Consider the following 19,174-nt stretch of genomic DNA (forward strand, 5'->3'; position numbering starts at 1 on the left):
AATATTCACGGGGAAACGATACATACCCCGGCACCGGAAGCGGATTCAGGCGGCCTGCCGCTCCCGACCGGTCTCGATCGCGGCGAAGGCGCGGCGCAGCACGCCGGAACCGGCATCCGCGTGATTGGCCACGGTCGACAGGATCTGGCGGAACCGCCGCGCGCCCGGCTGGCCATGGAAAAGTCCTACCATGTGGCGCGCGACATGCGACAGCCGGCCTCCGTTGGCCACATGCGCGTCGGCATAGGCCGCCATGGTCTCCAGAAGATCGGCGAAGTCGACAGGCTCGCCTTGCGCGCCAAGCATCGCGTCGACGCCGGCAAGGATCGCGGGCGTGTGATAGGCGGCACGGCCGAGCATGACGCCGTCGACATGGCGCAGATGGTCCTGCGCTTCCGCCAAGGTCTGGACACCGCCGTTGATACCGATGAATTTTTCCGAAAACCGCCGCTTCAGCCGGTAGACGCGGCCATAGTCGAGCGGCGGCACGTCGCGGTTTTCGCGCGGGCTGAGGCCCTGAAGCCAGGCTTTTCGCGCATGCACCCAGAGCGCATCGGCGCCGGCCGCGAACACTCGGTCGGCAAGCGTATCAAGCGCCGGTTCGGGGTCCTGCTCGTCGACGCCGATGCGGCACTTGACGGTGACCGGAATGCGCACCGCGCCTTTCATCGCGGCGACGCAGTCGGCGACGAGGTCAGGCGTGCGCATCAGACAGGCGCCGAACGTGCCCGACTGCACGCGGTCCGACGGGCAGCCGCAATTCAGGTTGATCTCGTCATAACCGAAACCCTCGCCGATGCGCGCCGCCTCGGCGAGTTTCGCCGGGTCCGACCCGCCGAGTTGCAAGGCGACGGGATGCTCGCCGGCTTCGAAGCCAAGCAGCCGTTGGCGGTCGCCATGAATGGCTGCATCGGCAACGATCATCTCGGTGTAGAGCAGCGCTCGCGACGACAACTGGCGATGGAAGAACCGGCAATGCCTGTCCGTCCAGTCCATCATCGGCGCAACGGCCACGATAGGAACGCCGGATTTCTGCGCTTTTCCGTAGATATTGCCGGATTTTTCGGCGTTCATATGTTGTAACTCAATGCGTCCAGATGTTGCGTTTTGCAGGGTTTTGCACTACTACATACAACATTGTTGTACCTGGCAGGGGCAATGTTGTAGCGATGGGAACCATAATTACCAGAACCCGCAAGGACGGGAAACCTTCGTATTTGGCGCAGATCGCCCGCCGGCAAGATGGCAAGGTCGTCCGCGAGAACCGAACGTTCCGAGACAATAAGACGGCGAAGGCTTGGCTGCGGCAGCGGGAAGCCGAACTAGACAATCCAAAGGCGTTCAAGGCGGCCACCCAAGAGGTGAAGACGCTGGCCGACGCGATTGGCAGATATGTGGATGAACACGGCGGCGAGATCGGCAAGACAAAAACGGCCTGCCTAGCGGCCATCAAGCGACACGCAATTGCCGGCATGGCCTGCGGCGAGATCGGCAGTGAAGACATCGTGTCGTTCGCCCGGAGCATCGGGACTGTGACTGGGCTAGCAAATCCGGGGCCGTCGACCGTCAACAATTACCTTTCTCACCTGTCCAGTGTGTTCTCCATCGCGAAAAAAGCTTGGAACTATCCGCTCGATGCCGGTGCGATGACCGATGCAGTTTTCGTGCTTCGGAAGCAGAAGGCGATTGCCAAGTCGAACAAGCGCGATCGGCGCCCTACCCTCGCCGAACTTGATAGTCTGCTCAGTTGCTTTCAGGAGCGCACCGAACGCGCGCCTCATTCCGCCCCCATGGTCGACATCATCTTATTCGCGCTGTTCTCTACCCGGCGCATGGAGGAGATAACCCGAATTCGATGGCCTGATTTCGAGCCTGCGACTGACAAGCACCTGGCTCGTATCATGGTGCGCGATATGAAGAACCCTGGCGCAAAGAAGGGCAACGATATCCTGTGCGAACTTCCCGCCGAAGCCGAGGCTGTGCTTGCACACCAGCCAAAGGTCGGAGAGGTGATTTTCCCATATACGACCGATGCCATCGGAGCGGCTTTTCAGCGGGCGTGCAAGCTGCTCGCTATCGAGGATCTCCATTTTCATGATCTGCGCCACGAGGGCGTGTCATGGCTGTTCGAACTCGGCTGGAATATCCCGAACGTCGCGCTCGTTTCCGGGCATCGCTCATGGGCGTCGCTGCGGCGCTATGCACAGCTTCGGCAGAAGGACGACAAGTTCGCCGGCTGGAAATGGAGGCCGGCGTGATCAGTGCGCACCTGCAAACTGACCTGGATACATGGCGTGGCCGTCTGGCCGCTGGGCCGCTGTTCCCAAGCGAAAAGATCGAGGCATTGCTGGCGAAACGAAAGCAGCAATCAGCCGACCAAGAACTCCTGCATTTGTATGTGGACCTCATTCGGAGGGCCACAAACAACGCTCTCGTGGCGGGACTTATCGAAGACGCGGCAACAGCGGGCGAGGAAGCGGCGTCCGAAATCTTGCGAAGGTTGGACAACGATTATCGCTACGTGCAGCAGGAACTCCACAACCTCAACGTTCTCGAAGCGATGAGGGTGCTCAACGATACCCATAAAGCGCTGAACCAAGCCGAAGCGTTGGCTAAATGGAATGCCGACGCCCCGAGAAGAAACGCGCGAAAACCCAGGAAGAAACGCGCAGGTTGGCAGCGCGCGGTTGCTGACTACGTATCGAGCACCGTCGGCGGCACAAAAAAGCAGCAGTTGGCAGCGATCCCGGAGCGCACGCCCGGAATTCTAATGCGGTTCAATGACGACGAGATCGAGGTCTACAAGGACGGCGACCGGCTGGTTTGCGAGATCGGCGGCCACCAAGAGACTGTCGCCCTATCCACATTCCATGACACGTATCTGAAGAAAAGCGGGACGGTTAACCGCTAACCATCCGGCTCAGTCTGCATGTTTCCTTGCAACGCGGCGCAATTGTGCGGCGCGGGTAGCAAGGGACAGCGCAAATGCTCCTCAATACTCAACAGACAGCCGAGAAGATCGGCAAGTCTACCAGTTGGCTCAATCACTCCCGGCAGACGGGTGACGGGCCGCAATATTTGAAAATCGGCCACGCGGTTCGTTACCGCCCGCAGGATGTTGACGCCTGGCTTGAGCAGCAGGCCCGCAGGCGCATCTGGCAGTTCGACGGCGAGGCTGCTTGATGAGCGACCTCGACCCCCACCACCGCATTGAGGAGGCTGCCCGCTTTCTCGCCTCGACGCCGCCGCAAGCCCGGCCGAAGCCGTTGCTTCCCGCCATGAAGGCGATGTTCGACCTGTCGACCATCGACGTGGTTCAGGCCATCCGCCAGAGCCATGACATACAGGGAGGCGCGAATGGATGCGGCTCCTGAGACGCAGAAGCCGCCCGCCCCTGCCAGGGCGAACGGCTCCAAAACCGGATTGCAGGGCAGCAAATCCAAGGGGCAGGATAGCCCGCCGCGACTCTCCCGGCAAGCGCTTTGGAGACAGCGCAACCCGACCGCTTTCGCCGCGCACCGCGCCGTTGAGCGTGCCGTCCGCAGAGGGGAACTTACGCCGCCTAACAGATGCGAGTGCGGATGTGGTCGGACTGGCCGTCTTGATGGCCATCATCCTGACCACCGCGAAATGCTGAATGTTATCTGGCTCGCCAGAGCGTGCCACAACCGCCTGCACCGACGCCTTCGGCAGAAAGGCGGTGATCAGTGAGCCGCTCCGACCGTAGGGGCAACCGTGTTGGCGGCCCGGCCTTCGTGCAAATCTTCCATTGGATCAGGAAAACGGAGGCTTGGCGCTCGCTCAGCCCTTACAGTCGGCTGCTGTACATCGAGATGCGCGCCAAATTTTCAGGCACCAACAACGGCGGCATCTCAATGAGTTATCGGGAAGCAGCCGATCTTCTCGGCTGCTCAAATGGACCCGTTATAACTGGCTTTCGTGAGCTTCAGGATCGCGGCTTCATGGTCGCGGTACAGAAGGGCTCGTTCAGCTGGAAAGTGCGCTTCGGCGAAGGTGGCCGCGCGACGACCTGGAGGCTTACAGAGCTTCCCCAGGACTATCCAGAGCGCAGCCTGACACCGACCTACGAGTTTAAGACGTGGGTGCCGTCGACCGCGACCGAGAAAAAAGCACGGCGTGAAAATCTTACGCGTAACGCATCATATTCTCACGCCATTTCCGACGACATGGCATCAGATTTTCACGCCAATGGGGTGAATATCTCACGCCATTCGCGCACTTCTGAGCTTGTCGATGGCGTGAAAATCTCACGCACATCTATATCTACCATATCCCTACAGCCTGTCGGCCAGATCAGCAGTGCAGTTCTGAACAGCCCGCTGATGAAAAGGGCGCGAGAGGAAGCAAAGCGGCAGTCCAAGAAAACCGGGGCGGCCAAATGAGATCAGGGAACGTTGCTTCTTGCGCCATTCACTCCAGGCTCGGCATCTGCCGCGCCACGGTGAGGCTCGCGCCAGTCACCGCCGGCTCCGGTTCGATCGCCTTCGAAACAGTCTGTCCATGGCAGTTGCGGCAGCCAGCCCTCGCGGCGCGGCATCCACAACTCATAACCGGGGTAAAGATCGGACGGAGCCTGCTCCAGGGTTCCGACCATGACCTCTGCTTCGTCGGCGGTAAGCGAGAACAGCCGGGAACCGCAGTTTACGCAGAAGCTCCGGCCGGCGTACGTGCCAATATGGCCGTTCATGGTGAATTTCTGGCGTTCCCAGACGGCGAAATACGTGAAGGCCGAACCGGAGTAGGTGCGACAGTCCTTGCAGTGACACAGTCCAACGCGGGTCGGCTCGCCTTCGACGCGGTATCGCACCTCGCCACACATGCAACTCCCGAGCCTTACTCGGCCAATGTCGATATCGATCGTCATGATTTCCTCCACCACAGGACACCCAAAACTGTTTCCGTCCAACGGCAGGCGGCGAAGGATGTTCCGGCGTCAGCCTATGGTCTGATCTGCCATTCCGCAGCAAATGCGGCTCTATCCTCCGCGAGTTCCAAAGCCCAAGCGCTTAGGATGCCGGCGGTAGCAAGGGCGATGATGAGCGCGGCGGTTACGGACAATCGGGTCATACGTCAGCCTTTTCGGTACAGCCGACCACAACTCCAAAGCCCTGAGCACGTTCACGAAAAAGTGACGACTGCGCCAAGGTGGTTAACCCTTTATTGCTGCGCGACCATTCGTGGGGCGTCCACATGAGCCGCGCCCGCACGACGCCCGAGCACAAGCGCGAGCTCGCCCGGCTTCGACAGCAACGGCGCCGGAGCCGTCTCGCTGCCGGGCGGATCAACACTGAACTGGGCGAGATCGGCGAGGCGTTATTCGAGCGCGGCGATATCGACGAGTGGGACATTGAAAGCGCCACAGCAGTCGTCGCGGCCATCCGGCGGGCGTTCCGTCAGATCGCGTGACCGTTTCGGCGTCACGCGATTGGGCACCGCTATGGTGGGATTGAGAAACCGGAGAACCCCATGCTCGCGCGACTGACGAAGAATGACACGACGCCGGTTGCGCAAATCTGCGCATCCTTGGCGTTACCATCGGCACCCGCCGATCTGATGGACGCCGACCGCACGGTGTCAGAGGCGCGCAGGGTGCAGGACGAGGCAAGGGAGCGCGCACGCCGAGCGGACGAACGGCACATGTCGGTGGCCTGTAAGCCGAGCCGCCCGCTTTCTGAGGTGGAGCAGGCGTTGGCGGCGAAGGAAGCGACATCCGCCGTAAGCATCGCCGCCGCCAACACTTTGCGCGATGCAATGGCCGCCCGGCTTCCGGCGCTGGCGATATTCGAAGCGACGGCACGAGCAGAACTTGAACCGGCACTCGCCGAGGCCGTGGCCGCCATCCGCACCCGCCTGGATGAGGCCGCCGCCGTCCTAGACGCGCTCGACGCGCTCCAAGGCGAAGCAAAGGCGCGGCGGGTTGAGCTTGGCAGCAAAGCAGCCGGGCAGGCCGGTACAGTCAGAAAGCTCTTGCGGGACGCCGTGCAGGCTTACACGGGCAAATGGTGAGGTGACGACAATGACAGAGCGCAGGCCGTGGCAGCGGGGTAGCCAATATTTTGAAGGCACCCGAGTTCAATTTCTCGGCGAAGTCTTCGAATGCAAAATGGATTTGCCGATCTCAATTCCACCGATCGGTGATCCCGATTCGAAGAAATTCTGGAGGCAGGTTTCAATCCTGCCCAAGTTCCGGCGGGGCAACTCGGCGGCGGACAATTCGCCGTATCTTCGCTCGCCAGGCGGCGGATACATCAAAAAGGTAATCCGGTGACCAAGCGACCGCAGGCACGCCCGGCGCCAGCGGCTGAGTCCGACCCGCGCGCCGTCAAACTCGCCGAGATCGACGCCGAGCTTGCCCGCCTGAAAGGGCTACGGCGAGACAAGGCGGCGATTATAGACGCCGACGCCGCGAAGCACGCGTTGGACCAGAACTGGGAATATCAGAAGCGCCTCACGAATGAGATCAACGCCTTTCGGCAGAAGATCGAGGCGCTTGAGGCGCAGCGGCTACAGGTAGAGCTAGCCGACGACAACGAACTGGCCAAGCCCGTCACGCAAACGAAGACAGCGCCCGCCTCACCCTCGATGCCTTGGGAAATCAATCCCGCACATCGGGAGATGCCGGAATATCCATACGACGCCAAGTACGGCGACGCGGAATTCGAAGCCGCTTACGACGCGTTTCAGGACTGGTCCATCGCCACCATGTCCCGCGTTTACGAAGAGCACGGCATTTTGGCCGACAGCAAAGTCTCCTTCCGCACGCTGGCGATGATCATCGGTTCAATTTCCGGAATGGTGAAGTTCGGCGAAGTGCGCATCCAGGCCTTGGAGCAGCAATTCGCCAAGGCAGCCGATCCGCTGAAAACGTTGGCCGATCGCATTGAGGAAGGCGGTCTTCGCCCGATGACCTATCGCGGCACCTTCAAGGCCGGAACCGCATATCGTCCCGGCGATATGGTGACCCACGCCGGCAGCATGTTCCACTGCGACCGCGCCACCAGTTCAATCCCCGAGGAATACGGAGCCGAGCGCGCCTGGACGCTCGCCGTCAAGCGCGGAAAGGATGCGACACGATGAGCACGAGAACCTTGGATTTCACGGGCAAGACCTACGAACAAGCGCTGGCTATGGCCGAGGCCGACCTCAAGTTGATCGAACGTGCTGCGTATCGACGTTGCGTCGACAGCTTCATTGCCGGCGGCGCGCCACATGACGCCATGCAGGCTGCGTTGGACATGCTCGCCGACGAATGGGTCGAGTTCAGGGCCAAGGCGATGGACAACCTCTTCGAATTGTATCGGCCGGTTGATGAAAGGGTGACGCATTGAACGTGAATTTCAACCAGACCGACGAGGAAGTCGTCGCGGACGATTGCGATTTTATCCGCGGCGAAGGCGCGACCGAAGCGGAGGTTAAGGCGCACGCCGCCGGCCTTCGGAAAGAACTGCACCGCGCGCGCGAGGCCGGCGAGTTCAACGAGGACGCCCCTATTCCTGACGGGACGTGGGCCGATGAAACAGGCCGCTATCGTGGAGCTTGGGAGAATTGAAACGCCCGCGCCTTTCCACGTTGAAGCCTCGAATAGGCACGCTGCCGCCGCGTCTAGGGCCTGCGCCTGGTCGGGTGAACTTCGACAAGTTCCGCACCCAGACCGAGCCGTGGCGCAAATGGTATCGCATCAAGCGGTGGCGCATCCTTCGTGACGCGCAGTTTCTGAACGACCGCTTTACCTGCCGGATGTGCAATACGCTTGAGACCGACACAAGCCGATTGGTCTGCGACCATGTCGAGCCGCACAAAGGCGACGAGGTGAAGTTTTGGGCCGGGCCATTCCAGACGCTATGTGCCAGTTGTCATAGTGGGCATAAGCAATCGCACGAAAAGCGAGGATATCAGAAGGGTGTCGGGTTCGATGGCTGGCCCATCGATCCTGGCCATCCGTGGAACAAAAGCAAGCAAGGCGGGGGGCGGTCATGACCGCAACCCCTTTCGTCCGCGAACCGGTGTCGGCCCGAAATATTCCGCAAAGCCACATTAATGTTTTGAACACGCCAATTCGGTGCGCACATTTGCAGATTGACCATCTCGGCAAAGGCCGGGGGGTGGACGTGACCGGCACGGTATCGAGGCGCGAACCCGTCCGCCTCCTCCATTTTCGGCCGCAACGATTTCAAACAGAAAAGTTGGCGGCAAATCGGTTTTCGGGGCGTTTAGCAACGCGACAGGATCGGACCGGTTCGGCTGCAAAGCCTATCCAGATCGGCAACGCCCCCCCTCCGGGGGGCATAGGCGGACGCCAGCCGTCATCGTCTGCGAACCAGTGTTGCCGGTGCGTTCGCACTGAGAGCAAATCCGCGAGGGGGGATGTCGCGGTTTCAGTGGCATTTCCCTGCGAACCGGCCGTATCCTTAACCTTTGCAAAACCGGTAGAAAAAAGGTTTTCGGACGACCGATCGGCAGTGGCCAGAGGGGGGGGTGGTTTCGACCCTAAGATGGCGCTCGACCGCGAACCGCTGTCCCTAGCATGTAGGGATTTTTTTTCCGCCTGGTTGATTTCACCCGGAAACCGACCGGCTGCAACCCGCACAAAACCGCCATTGCATGAGGTTCGCACCCGCTGCGAACTGCGAACTGGCGCGAACCTAGGTGGCCGTCATGGCAAATAGCGGCGCCTCAAGGGTGGTAGGGCTCGACGAGATCAACCGGGCGCTCGACAAGTTGAAGAAATCGACCGCGACGGGCGTGTTGAACCGCGTCCTCAAGAAGGCGGCAAAGCCGATAGCTGACAAGGCGCGGAATAATGCGCCGAGGGATACCGGCGAGCTTAAAAAGTCCATCAAGGTCGAGGTGGTGCGCAGCAACGCCGGCAAATCCGCCTTTGCATCGGTCATGCGAGACGGCGGTACGCGGGATGATGCCGCAGAGGCCGCACGGGCTGCAAACAGATTCGCCGCCGGACAAGGGGCATCGGCCAAGGTTCGCGTCCGGGCGGCTGCACGTCATGCGCATCTTGTCGAGTTCGGGACCGTGAAAATGGAGCGGCAACCGTTCCTCCTCCCAGCGTTCCGAGCCGGCGAGAAGCCGGCCTATGCGTCCATTCGGCAAGACTTGCTCAACGAAATCGAAAAGACCGTGCAGCGCATCGCCGTGCGGCAAGCGAAAAGGAAATGACCATGGCCATGCAACTTACCTTCAGCGTCGAGAGCCTGGTGGCAGCAGAGAAGACCTCCGGCAAGTCGCTGCCCGAAATGCTGGCGGAACTTGAATCGGAAATCGGCGCAAGCGTGACCACGGTGCAGGCTCTTGTCCTGGCGGGCATCGTCAACGCGAGGGGTAGTTTCCACATCCAAACAGAAATGATGCTGCGACATAGCCGGGCGAACGAACTTATCGAAAAATACGGCATCCCTGCATCTATCGCAGCCATTGGCGCCGGCCTGAAGGAATTCACGGAACGAAGGAAGGAAGCGGCCTGATGGCAAATCTCGGCGGCATTTTCGTTGAATTAGGCCTGAGCCAAGGCCGCTTCAATCAAGGTCTGAGCAAGGCGCAAAGCGACCTTAAGAGGTTTCGGCGGGAGGCTGACACGTCGCTTAAGGGCCTGTCGCTCGACTTCGGCAAGGGCGTGGCCGGCGGCCTTGCTGCCGGGCTTGGCGTCCAGCAATTCACGAAGTTCGCCGATGGCGCTACCCGGATCACGAACGCCTTGAAGGTGGCCGGCCTGGAGGGGAAGAACCTCGCCGATACCTATCAGCGCCTGGGCAAGATCGCGCTCGACAACGGGGCCAGCTTCGAGTCGGTGGCGTCGCTCTATGCCAAGGTGTCGCAGAACGCGAAGACGCTTGGCATCACGTCGAAAGAGGCGGAGGAGTTCACCCGGCGCATAGCCGTGGGCTTGAAGGCAAGCGGCACCGACGCGACCGCCGCAAGCGCCGGCATCATGCAGTTGAATCAGGCGCTGGCGTCTGGCGTGTTGCGCGGTGATGAGTTCAACAGCGTGGCCGAAAACCTGCCCGTTGTAGCCAAGGCCATTGCAGACGGTCTCGGCGTCACTGTCGGCAAACTTCGCGAGATGGCCGCCGATGGCGCGCTCGACGCGCGCACTGTGTTCCGGGCCTTCATTGACGGTTCGAAAGACCTTGACGCACAGGCCGCGAAGACAAACGCGACATTTTCGCAAGCCTTTGAGAACATTACAACCGCCCTGACGATAGCCGTTGGCGAGTTCAACAACGCTACCGGCGCCAGCAAGGGCTTTGCCGCCGCAATCACCGATGTCGTGGCACCTGCCATCGTCGGATTGGGCAATGTTATGGGCTACAATAGCCAGAAAATTCAGGAGTTCAGCGATTGGCTCGGGCGAGTTACGGGCCTTCGGGCAGTCGGCGATGAAATCCGCGAAGTGGTCGGCGGACTTGCCGACACGACAAATCCGCTAATCAGCGCATTCCAGACGGCCCAGACTCAAATCCACAATCTGCGTACATCACTGGCTGCGGACCTTGGCGCTATTTCGGGTGACTATGACACCCTGATACAGTCCCTAGAGGAAACAGGGCGCAGCACTGCCGCCAAATCCCTGGCGGAAGAATTTGAAAGGGTGGCTCAAAAAGTCCGCGACGGAACATTCTCCGCTGAGGACTTCGATGCAGCCATCATCAAATTGCGCGGTACAGGGGATGCCATGGCATCGAACCTCGCCGACGCGCTCCAGATTATTCAGACGCGATTTGCCGAGGCTGGAGCCGCGGCCGAGAAGTCATTTCAGGATGCCGGCAAGGCGCTCGCCGACGCCTTCGGTGCGAACGCCATAAGCACCGTGAATGCGCTGATCGACAAGATTGGCACGGCGCTGCCGGACTCTGTAAGGCGGTTCGGTGCCGCGCTCGCCGAGGCCGGAAGGCTAGCCGGAATGCCGGAAGGCGACAGGCCGACGATACCGTTGCCGAACCAAGTGAGCGAGGTTCCCGAGCGTCGGACTGATCCTTATTTCGAAGCCGCTGGCGGCTCGGCAGGCCAGAGTTTCGGGAAGGGCTTCCAAAGTGGTTTGCAGCGCTACCTTGCCGGCGGCAAGGATGCGCGTTCCGTGATGGATCTCGATGACGTGTTTTCGGAGAGGTTGCTCGCCTTCCTAAACGCATCTGGCGGCGGCATCACGATCAACTCAGGCTTCCGCACCTTCGAGCGGCAGGCGGAGCTATGGCAGGCGGCATTGAAGAAATACGGCTCGCCGGCAGCCGCGCGAAAGTGGGTAGCACCTCCTGGCCTTTCCCAGCACAACAAGGGCGGAGCAGCCGACCTTGGCTTTGCGAACGACGCCGCCCGGCAATGGGCTCACGATAACGCAGCCGCCTACGGCTTGAATTTCCGGCTCGACAACGAGGACTGGCATATTGAGGCGGCGGACCAAGCGGCAATCGAAGCCTACACGGATGCTTGGTCTGGGCTGCGCACCGTTTCCGCTGAAACAACCGCCCAAATGCAGCAGGCGTTGCAGGCGCAAGAGGAATGGGGCCAGCTAGCGAGCACGGCAGTCAACTCGATCACGAGTGCGTTGCAGGATGGCAAGATCACCGCTCAGGAGTGGCTGCAAATCGGCGTGCAGATCATCCAGCAGCTTTTGCAGATGAAAAGCATCGGCGGTGGTGGTGGCCTTCTCGGTAATCTGTTCGGCGGGCTTGGCGGCGGTGGTGCTGATCCATGGAGCGGATTGCGCGGCGGTGGTGGCGGTTTGCTCGGCGGGATGATTATACCGGGCATTCTGCACAAGGGCGGAACCGTTGGCAGCGACGGCTACGATCACAGCCGAGCCGTCCCGGCAAGCGCGTTCGCAGGCGCTCGCCGTCTCCATAAGGGGCTGATGCCTGACGAATTCGCGACCATCTTGCAGCGCGGAGAAACGGTCATCCCGAGGGGCGGCTTCAAAGGCGGCGGTGGCGGGCAGGATGTTCATGTGACGGTGGGTGTGTCTGCCGATAACAATGGCAACCTGATGCCGTTCGTTGAAAGCGTGTCGCAGAAGCAGGCCAGAGGCGTGACGCGCCAAGGCCTTCAGGAATACGACCGCATGCTGAAGCGGACGTTCGGCGCTCGCATGGTCAGAGCGCAAGCCGATCAACTTTAAGGAGGCCAAATCATGCCCGGAGTTATCGCCATCATACCCACGTTGCTTATTAACGCCGTCACAGCAGTGACCGCGCCAGTCGGCGCTTACACGGTTACATCCATCGGCATGATGCGGCGGTATGATTGGCCCATAGCCGCCACGTCTCGCAAAGACCTTTTCGACCGCCTGTTCGCCGGCTCGGAGTGCTTGCCTTCCATGTGCAAGGGTCGCGCCATGATGGAACGTCTCGCCGAGATGGACTTTGACGATTTCAAGGTCGATGCCGCCACGCTTGATGCCGTCAAGAGCAACGTGGAGTTCCCGCTGGCGGGAAATTGCCTGGAGAGCATCATCGGCGTGGACGCCGAGGCCTTCGTCATCGACCCGACTGCACCCGTCCGCGTCGGCGATGTGTGCGTGTATGCGGTGGCCGGTGGGCCGGCGAGACTGGTCAAGGTCTTTGTGGGCTGCCGGGCCGGGCTGGCATTCTTCTGGTGCAGCCATCCTGAGACGCTTCTGGTCCATCCGATCGCGAACGTCCTGCATGTCGACCGCGTTTTGACGATTATCGACCGGGACGGCACGCGCTGGTCACCGGAACCAGTGATATTCGAAGCCTTCCCGCCCGGCGAGGAGTGGGCGACAGTTCCAAAAGACGGCAGCATCGAGATAGCAGCCGGCAAGGCGCTGGCGATGATCTACGAGGCGGCGCGCTCCCTTCCCGATGACGCTCCGAGGCGGATAAGCTTCAACGACACTATCCGGGAGCTTTCGCGGGACGGCCACCCGGCGCGGTTCATTCCCAACTGGCTCTCCGACATCCGTGCCGGATCACGGCGAACGGCTCCGCCTAACTTGTGTGCCGTCGCTGAATGATTTCACCAAGCTCGACAAATTTCTCGGGATGCCGGACAGTGTAAATTAATGAGAATGTATTTCGATATGCAGTAAACATCTGGTCTCGCGTCGGCGGCTTCTCTTCGACAGTCGGAGACTCGTTCCTGGCATAGTCGAAAAGATTGTTGACATAAGCGTGAACCAGAACAATGTCATACATTCTTTCGCCGATATTTGGATTTGACGGCGATAATATTTCACTAGCATTTCTAGCCCGTTGGACTTGATACCAAGAAACTAGTTCAAATGTCTTTAGAGCCGCCTGCGTGTCGATGTGCTCGATGGCCGACTTAAGTGCCGCGATAGAGTCTGCCGGCGTAGCCGGGAGATCGGTGATTTGACCTGTCAAATACTGGCCCGTCTCCCGTGCATAATCCGCCATTCCGCTTAACGCTTCCGGCATGAGGGCCCTTGCTGCCATCTCTCTGCGACGTATTTGCTCATCATGGCGCCGCTTCTCTTCGTCGCTTTGCTGGCGCATCGCTTGGATAGTGGCCCAAGCTGCCACTAGCGCCAGGATCGCGCTTAGTAAGGTCTGCCAATCAAGGACGAATCTGTAGATGTCGCACCATAGGGGAACCATGCGTCCTCATATGCCTTCGCAAGAAGAATGTCAGCAGCGGCGACGCCGCGCGATCGAGCCGGTCAAGCTGGCGCTAGGTCGCAGCAGTTAAACGGGATTATGGCAATACCGACAGACCTTAGCCTCGCTTTTGATGAGTTCAGCGCAGCTCGGGCATTTTTTCATTCCTGTGGTGATTGCTCGACGTTCTATGGAATTTTGATCAGCGCGCATTAGAAGCGAGTGAGGCAGAGCTACGATGAACAACGCGGCCCCATAGATCCACCACAAAATAAATGAACGTCCCTTCGATCTTGCAATTGCAGCAGGTATGAGCCCAATGAGAACCGCAATAATAAGAATTGTCATTCTTCCCCTCCGATCATTCAATCATCGCGCGGGCCGGAGGGGCCGTCAATACATATAGCTGCTCGTTCCGATTTCCGCAGCCTCACGCCCAATCCGCCGCCGTTCTCCGGCCTTGGCGTCGTCGGCGCATCACTTGGCCTTGTTGGCCTTTTGCCTCAATACATCGCTTTGCACGCATACCGGCGACGCCGTTCAGAATTCCACTTTGTGCTGTCTCAAATGCTCGTATCCACGGCGAATTAATCCACGCAGATCCGCCAACTGGCTCATTGATGGAAAGTGGACTGAGACACCGCCCACTGTTACGACGAACATTATCTTCCCACGGCCGTCATTGAAAACGACAACTTTCAGCCCGTCCACGTCATACTCGATTTCAGAAAAGGCAAATCGGTCGGTCGTAATAACTGCCTTTTCTAGACGATCGATTGCCCTCAAAAACTTCTCTACATTGTCAAATTGGATGGCGGCATGGCGGGTCTGGGGATACTGATCGGACGATTCGACCTGAACGCCGACAAAATATAGAGCCATCTTACGATCAGGAACAACCGCCTCCCGCGCCAAGATAGAAACCTTGCCGAAACCTTCGACCGTACCCATCGTGGTGTAGGAGCGAATCACAACATCATTTGTTTCAGTTTCGCCAAACTCGTTGCGATCGGTGTATGCTTGCGCCAGATTCATTTGCTTCCTCCTCTTTGCCGCAGCATCGCGCCGGATCACGCCAGGCGCAATAACTCCCCGCAAGGGGAAGTGCTTGACGTTTCGCGCGAACAGGCACCCCCGTTGGCACGACAAATGCAAGACTTGATGTGACCGGCCAACTGCCGGCGCCCGATGTACCAAATCGGGAATGAAGCATCGCCGGGGCAAGGACGGGGTGGGTTTTGGCCCGGCGAGCTTTCAACAGGTGGTGACCGGGCTCACCTCAACACTGGCGATATGTTGCCTGAGTTCGCCGAGTGATGGTGTGCAGTGAGCCCGGCCAACTCCTGCGCTATCTGAGTTTTCATCGCTTCGCTGTTTGCAAAGACATGTGTCCCCCGTCGTCGGGGGAGATGCTTGATTGTTCCTAAACGAAACAGGTCAAATTTTACCTGTTGCCGTGGCCGTCCGCAGCCTCACGCCCAATCCGCCGCCGTTCTCAGGAATGAACTCGACGCCGGCCGCTTCAAGGGCGGCGCGGATGGCCGCGATGTTGTTCGCCATACCCACAACGGGACCATTTGCTGCTTCCATCCGCTTCAACGTAGGGACGGAAATGTTGGCTTTCGCGGCGAGATCGGCCTGAGTCATTCCGACAATCGTTCGCGCAGCGGCCAGTTGGCGACCGGTCATTTTATCCAAAGGTATCACCGCAAGCTGTTTGTATTGACGAAAGTCTCTCGTTAAGCCATAAGTATCACGTCGATACCAAAACCTCAACGGAGATACCCATGCCGAACACCCATGTTCCGGCTGCGGGCGGAGCTTTGCCCACAGCGCAGCCTACCACCTTCCTCGCGGTCACGCCGACCATGCGGCTACGGATCGCCACGACGATCGAAAACCTGATGGCGCTGCTCGACGAGATCGACGGCGACGAGAACCTTGAGCCGTATCTGGCGGGCTTCGCCGGCGGTGACGATGACCGCGAATATGATGGCGGTGACGACCGGGAGGGTGATGACGAGCGGGAGGCTGATCCTGCCGAATGCGGCATCGCCGACATCGATGCGCTTAACGAGCTAGGCTATCTGCCGGGCTATGAGGTGGGGTCATGCTGAACCGGCGCACCCTTCTAGGATCGCTTCCAGTGACGGCGGCCATCGCCGCGATGAAATCGCCGCTCGCTGCAACGGAAGCTGTAGCAGCCACGGAGGCTGGACAACCCGACCGTCCATGGTCCGAACTGGACTGGGGCGAGCCCCTTCCGCCGGACATGCTGGAGCATTTGCCCACGCTGAAACGCCTTCACAATCCGGGCCTTGTCTCGCTCGGCATTGCCATCCGGTTAGGCATGAAGACCAAGCCGGAACTAATGGAAATTGTCCGCCAAGCGATGGAGGGAGATGACGGGGGGAAATGGCTTCCTGACGTTATGGAGACGCTGGAGGAGGCGGCGAAGGACTTCGAGATGTATACCGCCTTCATGAACGCCGGTTACGCCCGAATGTTCGTCGCCATCGCGACAGTGTGCGAGGAAGACGACAAGGCGGTGGCATCATGAGCCACCTGGCAACGAAGGACCGGGGACGGCTGGACGCCTTCATAGGGCAGTGTCTCGACCCACTGCCGGATGAGACGCTGGTTGATACCGCCCACAACAGCATGCTTCGGCAATCCCGTCACCGTGCGTGGTTTATCGGACAAACCGTGGTCGAGTTCTGCCGCGCCTCTTTGGATTTCCATACGGTGGCGGACCGCTACGCTCGGGTAGTTCAGCACGACGACGCCAAAGCCAAAGAGCATCATGCCATCAGGAGCGATATGCTCGGGAAATGGCGGACAGCGGTGGCGGTGGCGCTGTTGATACCGGCTGGCCGGCAAGATGCTCTGTCGTGGAAGATCGCCACGCTTAAAAGCCGCGAAATGCCTTGGTTCCCGGTTGAACGGGCGAAGGTTGAGGCGGCGATTGCGGCGGACAAGGCTTGGCTTGCGGCGCATCCGACGACACGGCGACCTCGCCGCCCGCGCCGGGGAAAGGCGGTGCAACAATGAGTCGCTTCATTCATCACTCTGACATGACCGCCGTGCAACTCGCCGATTGCTGCCGGCAGGCATGGGCGATCATGCGTCTTTGCGAACTGGCGGCTTGGAGCCTCCAGCAGCAAGACACGCCTGACCCGAACATTGCTGACAGCATAGGGCAGGCCCAGAAACTCGCCATGTCGCTGATAGAGCCGGTTCAAGACGCGCTCGAAAGCCATGAGGGTTTGAAGGGCGATACGACAGAAGGTGGCGAGGCGTGACCTATCTCGCCATCGCCGCCGGCATCGTCTTAGCCTTCGCGTTCGGCTTCCTTCTCGGCGACAGGCGCGGCGTGAAGCAGGCTAACGAGGTGCTGGACCATAACAATCGCGTCCTGCTCCAGGCCATCGGTGACAGCGTGCGGGAGCCGGTCGAAGGAGAGGACGAGCAGCGGTCTGTCCTGCATTAGAACGTACCGCCGGCGGAACCTTTAGCCCGGCTGCCGAGAGGTGGCCGGGTTGCATTGTTTGTGCTCCACGACTTCTCCTGGAAACAAACGCCGCTATATTTTTTTGCTCCGCCATCGAAGGAGAATGAGTTTCACATGCCAACCATAGTTCAGTCCGTCGCCGGTGACCCGAGCACAGTCTTTTTCGCAGGGTATTTTTCAAGTGACTCTATCGTCGCACAGACATCAACATCGTTCTATTGGGCGAGCGAGGGCATGTCGGGCGATACCCCGGTTTGGAGTGGTGGTGTCGTCGTGCAGGGGGTTGGCCTAGCCTACGTGGGCGATGAGCTCACCGTAGCCAGTAAAGTCACCACCCTTACGGCGATCGACAGCCTTTATCCAGCTGGCTACGTCCCGCAGGGATTGGGGCGCGTGACATTCTCAGGCCTGTCGCTGTCCGCCGCTGACACTATGGCGCTGCTGAACGGCAATACCACTCGGCTGGCTAACATCATCGCAGCAAACTCTTGGAATTACACCGGTAGCGCTGGCGATGACCATTTCACTTCGGGCGATTTTGCCGACAACCTCAAGGGCGGAGACGGTTCGGATAGGCTGTATGGCGAAGGAGGCAACGATATTATCTCCGGCGGTACCGGCGTGGATCTCATTTATGGGGGCGATGGCAACGATAAGATCGACGGCGGACCCGGTGGCACCGATTTGATGTACGGTGGCAAGGGCAACGATATTTTCTTCGTTGATGGCAATTCGGACCGCGTGCGTGAGAGCACAGGGGAGGGCTACGACTCTGTTTACGCGACGGATGATTTCTTTCTGTTCGGAACGGCCGAAATCGAGTTGCTGAGCGTGCGTGATCGCAGCCTCGCAACGACCATAAATTTGAGAGGCAACGATTTCTCGCAGACTATCGTTGGCGGGGCTGGCGCAAATCGGCTGGAGGGCCAAAGCGGCAATGACGTTCTGGAAGGCGGGATCGGCGCAGACCGGCTTGTCGGAGGCACCGGCGCCGATACGGTGACGTACGCGAGAGCTTCATCCGCCGTGACGGTGAGCTTGGCGAACCCAGCGATAAATCGTGGCGAAGCCGCAGGCGACACTTTCGAATCTATCGAGCGCATCATCGGCTCGGCTTTCAACGACAACCTCAACGGCGCGAACTTGGTCAACAATACGATCCGCGGCGGCGCGGGGAACGATACCCTCAAAGGCTACACCGGCAATGACGCGCTTGAAGGTGGAGCGGGAAAGGATGTCTTTGTATTTAACACAGCCTTGAACGCCACGACCAATGTCGACATCATTCTCGATTTCAATGCGGCCGCTGACACCATCCAGATCGACAATGCGTTTTTCCTGGGTCTGGTCGCTGGCACACTTTCCGCGGCAGCGTTCAAAAACATCGCCTTGGCCGCAAAGGATGCCAGTGACCGCATCCTCTACAATTCGGACACGGGCAGCCTGTTCTACGACCGGGACGGCTCCGGCGGCACCTATGCTGCGATCAAGTTCGCTTCACTGACTGGATCACCGACGATCACGGCGGCGGACTTCGTGGTGATCTAAGCGCGCTACCCACTGCAACGACTCGCACGCTCGCGCATTGATTCGCCTGAGTCGAGTGAGTGTTGCGTCATAGTTGCTAGCGGCTGGTGGGATGGAACGGTGAAGGTGATGCTCGGCAAGAGCTTCACGGTCCACAACGTCAACAACAATCACCAGGCGGCCGACATTCTCCTACACAAATGGCCTACGAAGGGCGGCGCCAAGCAGCGTGCGGCGCGGGAGGCTGTCGTGAAGGCAATGGAGCAGGCGCACGATCGGATGTCGCTGGCCAAGGCTCAGAAGGCATTCGCCGAGGCCGCGAAAGAGGCGGACATCCTGATTGAGTGATGCCCTGCCCCCGATGCTACAACAAATCTTACAACATGCCTTCAGGAATTCGAGAATTCAGCGCCTGTCGGTCCAGTCCATCATCGGCGCCACGGCCACCTTATATGATTGATATTCCATCGGCTTCTTCCGAAAGCGGATCGTCAGGCCCGTCTCGGGCGCACGCGCTTATATATCGGAA

General features: G+C 59.7%; 27 protein-coding genes and 1 pseudogene. 23 read left to right on the forward strand and 5 right to left on the reverse strand.

Features of this window, described 5'->3' with window-relative positions; translation table 11 throughout:
• Positions 1 to 45: 45 nt before the first annotated feature.
• Positions 46 to 1,074, reverse strand: coding sequence for a tRNA dihydrouridine(20/20a) synthase DusA (gene dusA / locus ACSBOB_RS18555; RefSeq protein ID WP_442577575.1), 1,029 nt, complete (start codon positions 1,072 to 1,074; stop codon positions 46 to 48).
• Between the two features lie 143 nt (positions 1,075 to 1,217).
• Here dusA and ACSBOB_RS18560 point away from each other — a divergent pair, with 143 nt between their 5' ends.
• The 5 genes from ACSBOB_RS18560 to ACSBOB_RS18580 all read left to right on the forward strand — a co-directional run bounded on the left by ACSBOB_RS18560 (position 1,218) and on the right by ACSBOB_RS18580 (position 4,403).
• Positions 1,218 to 2,258 carry a site-specific integrase gene (locus ACSBOB_RS18560; RefSeq protein ID WP_442577576.1) on the forward strand — a complete coding sequence of 347 codons (1,041 nt, stop codon included), beginning with the start codon at positions 1,218 to 1,220 and terminating at the stop codon, positions 2,256 to 2,258.
• A complete protein-coding gene (locus tag ACSBOB_RS18565; protein WP_442577577.1) occupies positions 2,255 to 2,911 on the forward strand; it encodes a hypothetical protein in 657 nt (218 codons plus the stop codon). Before ACSBOB_RS18560 ends, ACSBOB_RS18565 begins: the two co-directional genes overlap by 4 nt.
• Before the next feature lie 74 nt (positions 2,912 to 2,985).
• Positions 2,986 to 3,183 (forward strand): helix-turn-helix transcriptional regulator, encoded by a 198-nt coding sequence (locus ACSBOB_RS18570; RefSeq protein ID WP_442577578.1) that lies wholly within the window; start codon positions 2,986 to 2,988, stop codon positions 3,181 to 3,183.
• Positions 3,183 to 3,374, forward strand: a complete 192-nt coding sequence (locus tag ACSBOB_RS18575; RefSeq protein ID WP_442577579.1) for a hypothetical protein — start codon at positions 3,183 to 3,185, stop codon at positions 3,372 to 3,374. The genes ACSBOB_RS18570 and ACSBOB_RS18575 overlap by 1 nt, the downstream gene beginning before the upstream one ends.
• A gap of 333 nt (positions 3,375 to 3,707) precedes the next feature.
• Positions 3,708 to 4,403, forward strand: a complete 696-nt coding sequence (locus ACSBOB_RS18580) for a hypothetical protein (protein ID WP_442577580.1) — start codon at positions 3,708 to 3,710, stop codon at positions 4,401 to 4,403.
• A gap of 95 nt (positions 4,404 to 4,498) precedes the next feature.
• Here ACSBOB_RS18580 and ACSBOB_RS18585 read toward each other — a convergent pair.
• Positions 4,499 to 4,885, reverse strand: a pseudogene (locus ACSBOB_RS18585) (GFA family protein); the annotation flags it as partial.
• Between the two features lie 326 nt (positions 4,886 to 5,211).
• Here ACSBOB_RS18585 and ACSBOB_RS18590 point away from each other — a divergent pair.
• The 11 genes from ACSBOB_RS18590 (at position 5,212) to ACSBOB_RS18640 (ending at position 13,003) form a co-directional block, all read left to right on the forward strand.
• A complete protein-coding gene (locus ACSBOB_RS18590; RefSeq protein WP_442577581.1) occupies positions 5,212 to 5,427 on the forward strand; it encodes a hypothetical protein in 216 nt (71 codons plus the stop codon).
• Between the two features lie 60 nt (positions 5,428 to 5,487).
• Entirely contained in the window at positions 5,488 to 6,027 is a 540-nt protein-coding gene (locus ACSBOB_RS18595; protein WP_442577582.1) for a hypothetical protein, read from the forward strand.
• A gap of 10 nt (positions 6,028 to 6,037) precedes the next feature.
• Positions 6,038 to 6,289 carry a hypothetical protein gene (locus ACSBOB_RS18600; RefSeq protein ID WP_442577583.1) on the forward strand — a complete coding sequence of 84 codons (252 nt, stop codon included), beginning with the start codon at positions 6,038 to 6,040 and terminating at the stop codon, positions 6,287 to 6,289.
• The gene (locus ACSBOB_RS18605) at positions 6,286 to 7,098 is read left to right on the forward strand and encodes a hypothetical protein (RefSeq protein ID WP_442577584.1); all 813 of its coding nucleotides are present in this window, start codon (positions 6,286 to 6,288) and stop codon (positions 7,096 to 7,098) included. Before ACSBOB_RS18600 ends, ACSBOB_RS18605 begins: the two co-directional genes overlap by 4 nt.
• Complete coding sequence (locus tag ACSBOB_RS18610) at positions 7,095 to 7,349, forward strand: hypothetical protein (protein ID WP_442577585.1); 255 nt, start codon at positions 7,095 to 7,097, stop codon at positions 7,347 to 7,349. Before ACSBOB_RS18605 ends, ACSBOB_RS18610 begins: the two co-directional genes overlap by 4 nt.
• Positions 7,346 to 7,570 carry a hypothetical protein gene (locus tag ACSBOB_RS18615; RefSeq protein WP_442577586.1) on the forward strand — a complete coding sequence of 75 codons (225 nt, stop codon included), beginning with the start codon at positions 7,346 to 7,348 and terminating at the stop codon, positions 7,568 to 7,570. Before ACSBOB_RS18610 ends, ACSBOB_RS18615 begins: the two co-directional genes overlap by 4 nt.
• 74 nt (positions 7,571 to 7,644) lie before the next feature.
• Entirely contained in the window at positions 7,645 to 7,998 is a 354-nt protein-coding gene (locus tag ACSBOB_RS18620) for an HNH endonuclease (RefSeq protein WP_442577587.1), read from the forward strand.
• 678 nt (positions 7,999 to 8,676) lie between these two features.
• On the forward strand, positions 8,677 to 9,192 hold the full coding sequence (locus ACSBOB_RS18625) for an HK97-gp10 family putative phage morphogenesis protein (protein WP_442583766.1): 516 nt from the start codon (positions 8,677 to 8,679) through the stop codon (positions 9,190 to 9,192).
• Positions 9,189 to 9,497 (forward strand): hypothetical protein, encoded by a 309-nt coding sequence (locus tag ACSBOB_RS18630; RefSeq protein WP_442577588.1) that lies wholly within the window; start codon positions 9,189 to 9,191, stop codon positions 9,495 to 9,497. Before ACSBOB_RS18625 ends, ACSBOB_RS18630 begins: the two co-directional genes overlap by 4 nt.
• Positions 9,497 to 12,145, forward strand: a complete 2,649-nt coding sequence (locus ACSBOB_RS18635; RefSeq protein WP_442577589.1) for a tape measure protein — start codon at positions 9,497 to 9,499, stop codon at positions 12,143 to 12,145. Before ACSBOB_RS18630 ends, ACSBOB_RS18635 begins: the two co-directional genes overlap by 1 nt.
• 12 nt (positions 12,146 to 12,157) lie before the next feature.
• Complete coding sequence (locus tag ACSBOB_RS18640; protein WP_442577590.1) at positions 12,158 to 13,003, forward strand: hypothetical protein; 846 nt, start codon at positions 12,158 to 12,160, stop codon at positions 13,001 to 13,003.
• Here ACSBOB_RS18640 and ACSBOB_RS18645 read toward each other — a convergent pair.
• The 3 genes from ACSBOB_RS18645 to ACSBOB_RS18655 all read right to left on the reverse strand — a co-directional run bounded on the left by ACSBOB_RS18645 (position 12,978) and on the right by ACSBOB_RS18655 (position 15,296).
• Entirely contained in the window at positions 12,978 to 13,607 is a 630-nt protein-coding gene (locus ACSBOB_RS18645; RefSeq protein ID WP_442577591.1) for a hypothetical protein, read from the reverse strand. The genes ACSBOB_RS18640 and ACSBOB_RS18645 overlap by 26 nt on opposite strands.
• A gap of 540 nt (positions 13,608 to 14,147) precedes the next feature.
• A complete protein-coding gene (locus ACSBOB_RS18650) occupies positions 14,148 to 14,642 on the reverse strand; it encodes a hypothetical protein (RefSeq protein ID WP_442577592.1) in 495 nt (164 codons plus the stop codon).
• Between the two features lie 402 nt (positions 14,643 to 15,044).
• The gene (locus tag ACSBOB_RS18655) at positions 15,045 to 15,296 is read right to left on the reverse strand and encodes a helix-turn-helix domain-containing protein (RefSeq protein ID WP_442583767.1); all 252 of its coding nucleotides are present in this window, start codon (positions 15,294 to 15,296) and stop codon (positions 15,045 to 15,047) included.
• A gap of 98 nt (positions 15,297 to 15,394) precedes the next feature.
• On the opposite strand from ACSBOB_RS18655, the gene ACSBOB_RS18660 reads away from it, so the two are divergent.
• From ACSBOB_RS18660 to ACSBOB_RS18690, 7 genes are all read left to right on the forward strand, one after another.
• Positions 15,395 to 15,724, forward strand: coding sequence for a hypothetical protein (locus ACSBOB_RS18660; protein WP_442577593.1), 330 nt, complete (start codon positions 15,395 to 15,397; stop codon positions 15,722 to 15,724).
• A complete protein-coding gene (locus ACSBOB_RS18665; protein WP_442577594.1) occupies positions 15,718 to 16,167 on the forward strand; it encodes a hypothetical protein in 450 nt (149 codons plus the stop codon). Before ACSBOB_RS18660 ends, ACSBOB_RS18665 begins: the two co-directional genes overlap by 7 nt.
• Positions 16,164 to 16,658, forward strand: coding sequence for a hypothetical protein (locus ACSBOB_RS18670; RefSeq protein WP_442577595.1), 495 nt, complete (start codon positions 16,164 to 16,166; stop codon positions 16,656 to 16,658). Before ACSBOB_RS18665 ends, ACSBOB_RS18670 begins: the two co-directional genes overlap by 4 nt.
• A gap of 23 nt (positions 16,659 to 16,681) precedes the next feature.
• Positions 16,682 to 16,909 carry a hypothetical protein gene (locus tag ACSBOB_RS18675; protein ID WP_442577596.1) on the forward strand — a complete coding sequence of 76 codons (228 nt, stop codon included), beginning with the start codon at positions 16,682 to 16,684 and terminating at the stop codon, positions 16,907 to 16,909.
• Positions 16,906 to 17,097: a hypothetical protein gene (locus tag ACSBOB_RS18680; protein ID WP_442577597.1), complete on the forward strand. Its 192-nt coding sequence runs from the start codon at positions 16,906 to 16,908 to the stop codon at positions 17,095 to 17,097. Before ACSBOB_RS18675 ends, ACSBOB_RS18680 begins: the two co-directional genes overlap by 4 nt.
• Positions 17,098 to 17,232: 135 nt before the next feature.
• Positions 17,233 to 18,666 carry a calcium-binding protein gene (locus ACSBOB_RS18685; protein WP_442577598.1) on the forward strand — a complete coding sequence of 478 codons (1,434 nt, stop codon included), beginning with the start codon at positions 17,233 to 17,235 and terminating at the stop codon, positions 18,664 to 18,666.
• Positions 18,667 to 18,774: 108 nt separating this feature from the next.
• Positions 18,775 to 18,993, forward strand: a complete 219-nt coding sequence (locus ACSBOB_RS18690) for a DUF982 domain-containing protein (protein WP_442583768.1) — start codon at positions 18,775 to 18,777, stop codon at positions 18,991 to 18,993.
• Positions 18,994 to 19,174 lie beyond the last annotated feature (181 nt).

This window comes from Mesorhizobium sp. KACC 23794, assembly GCF_052180275.1.
Lineage (GTDB): Bacteria > Pseudomonadota > Alphaproteobacteria > Rhizobiales > Rhizobiaceae > Kumtagia.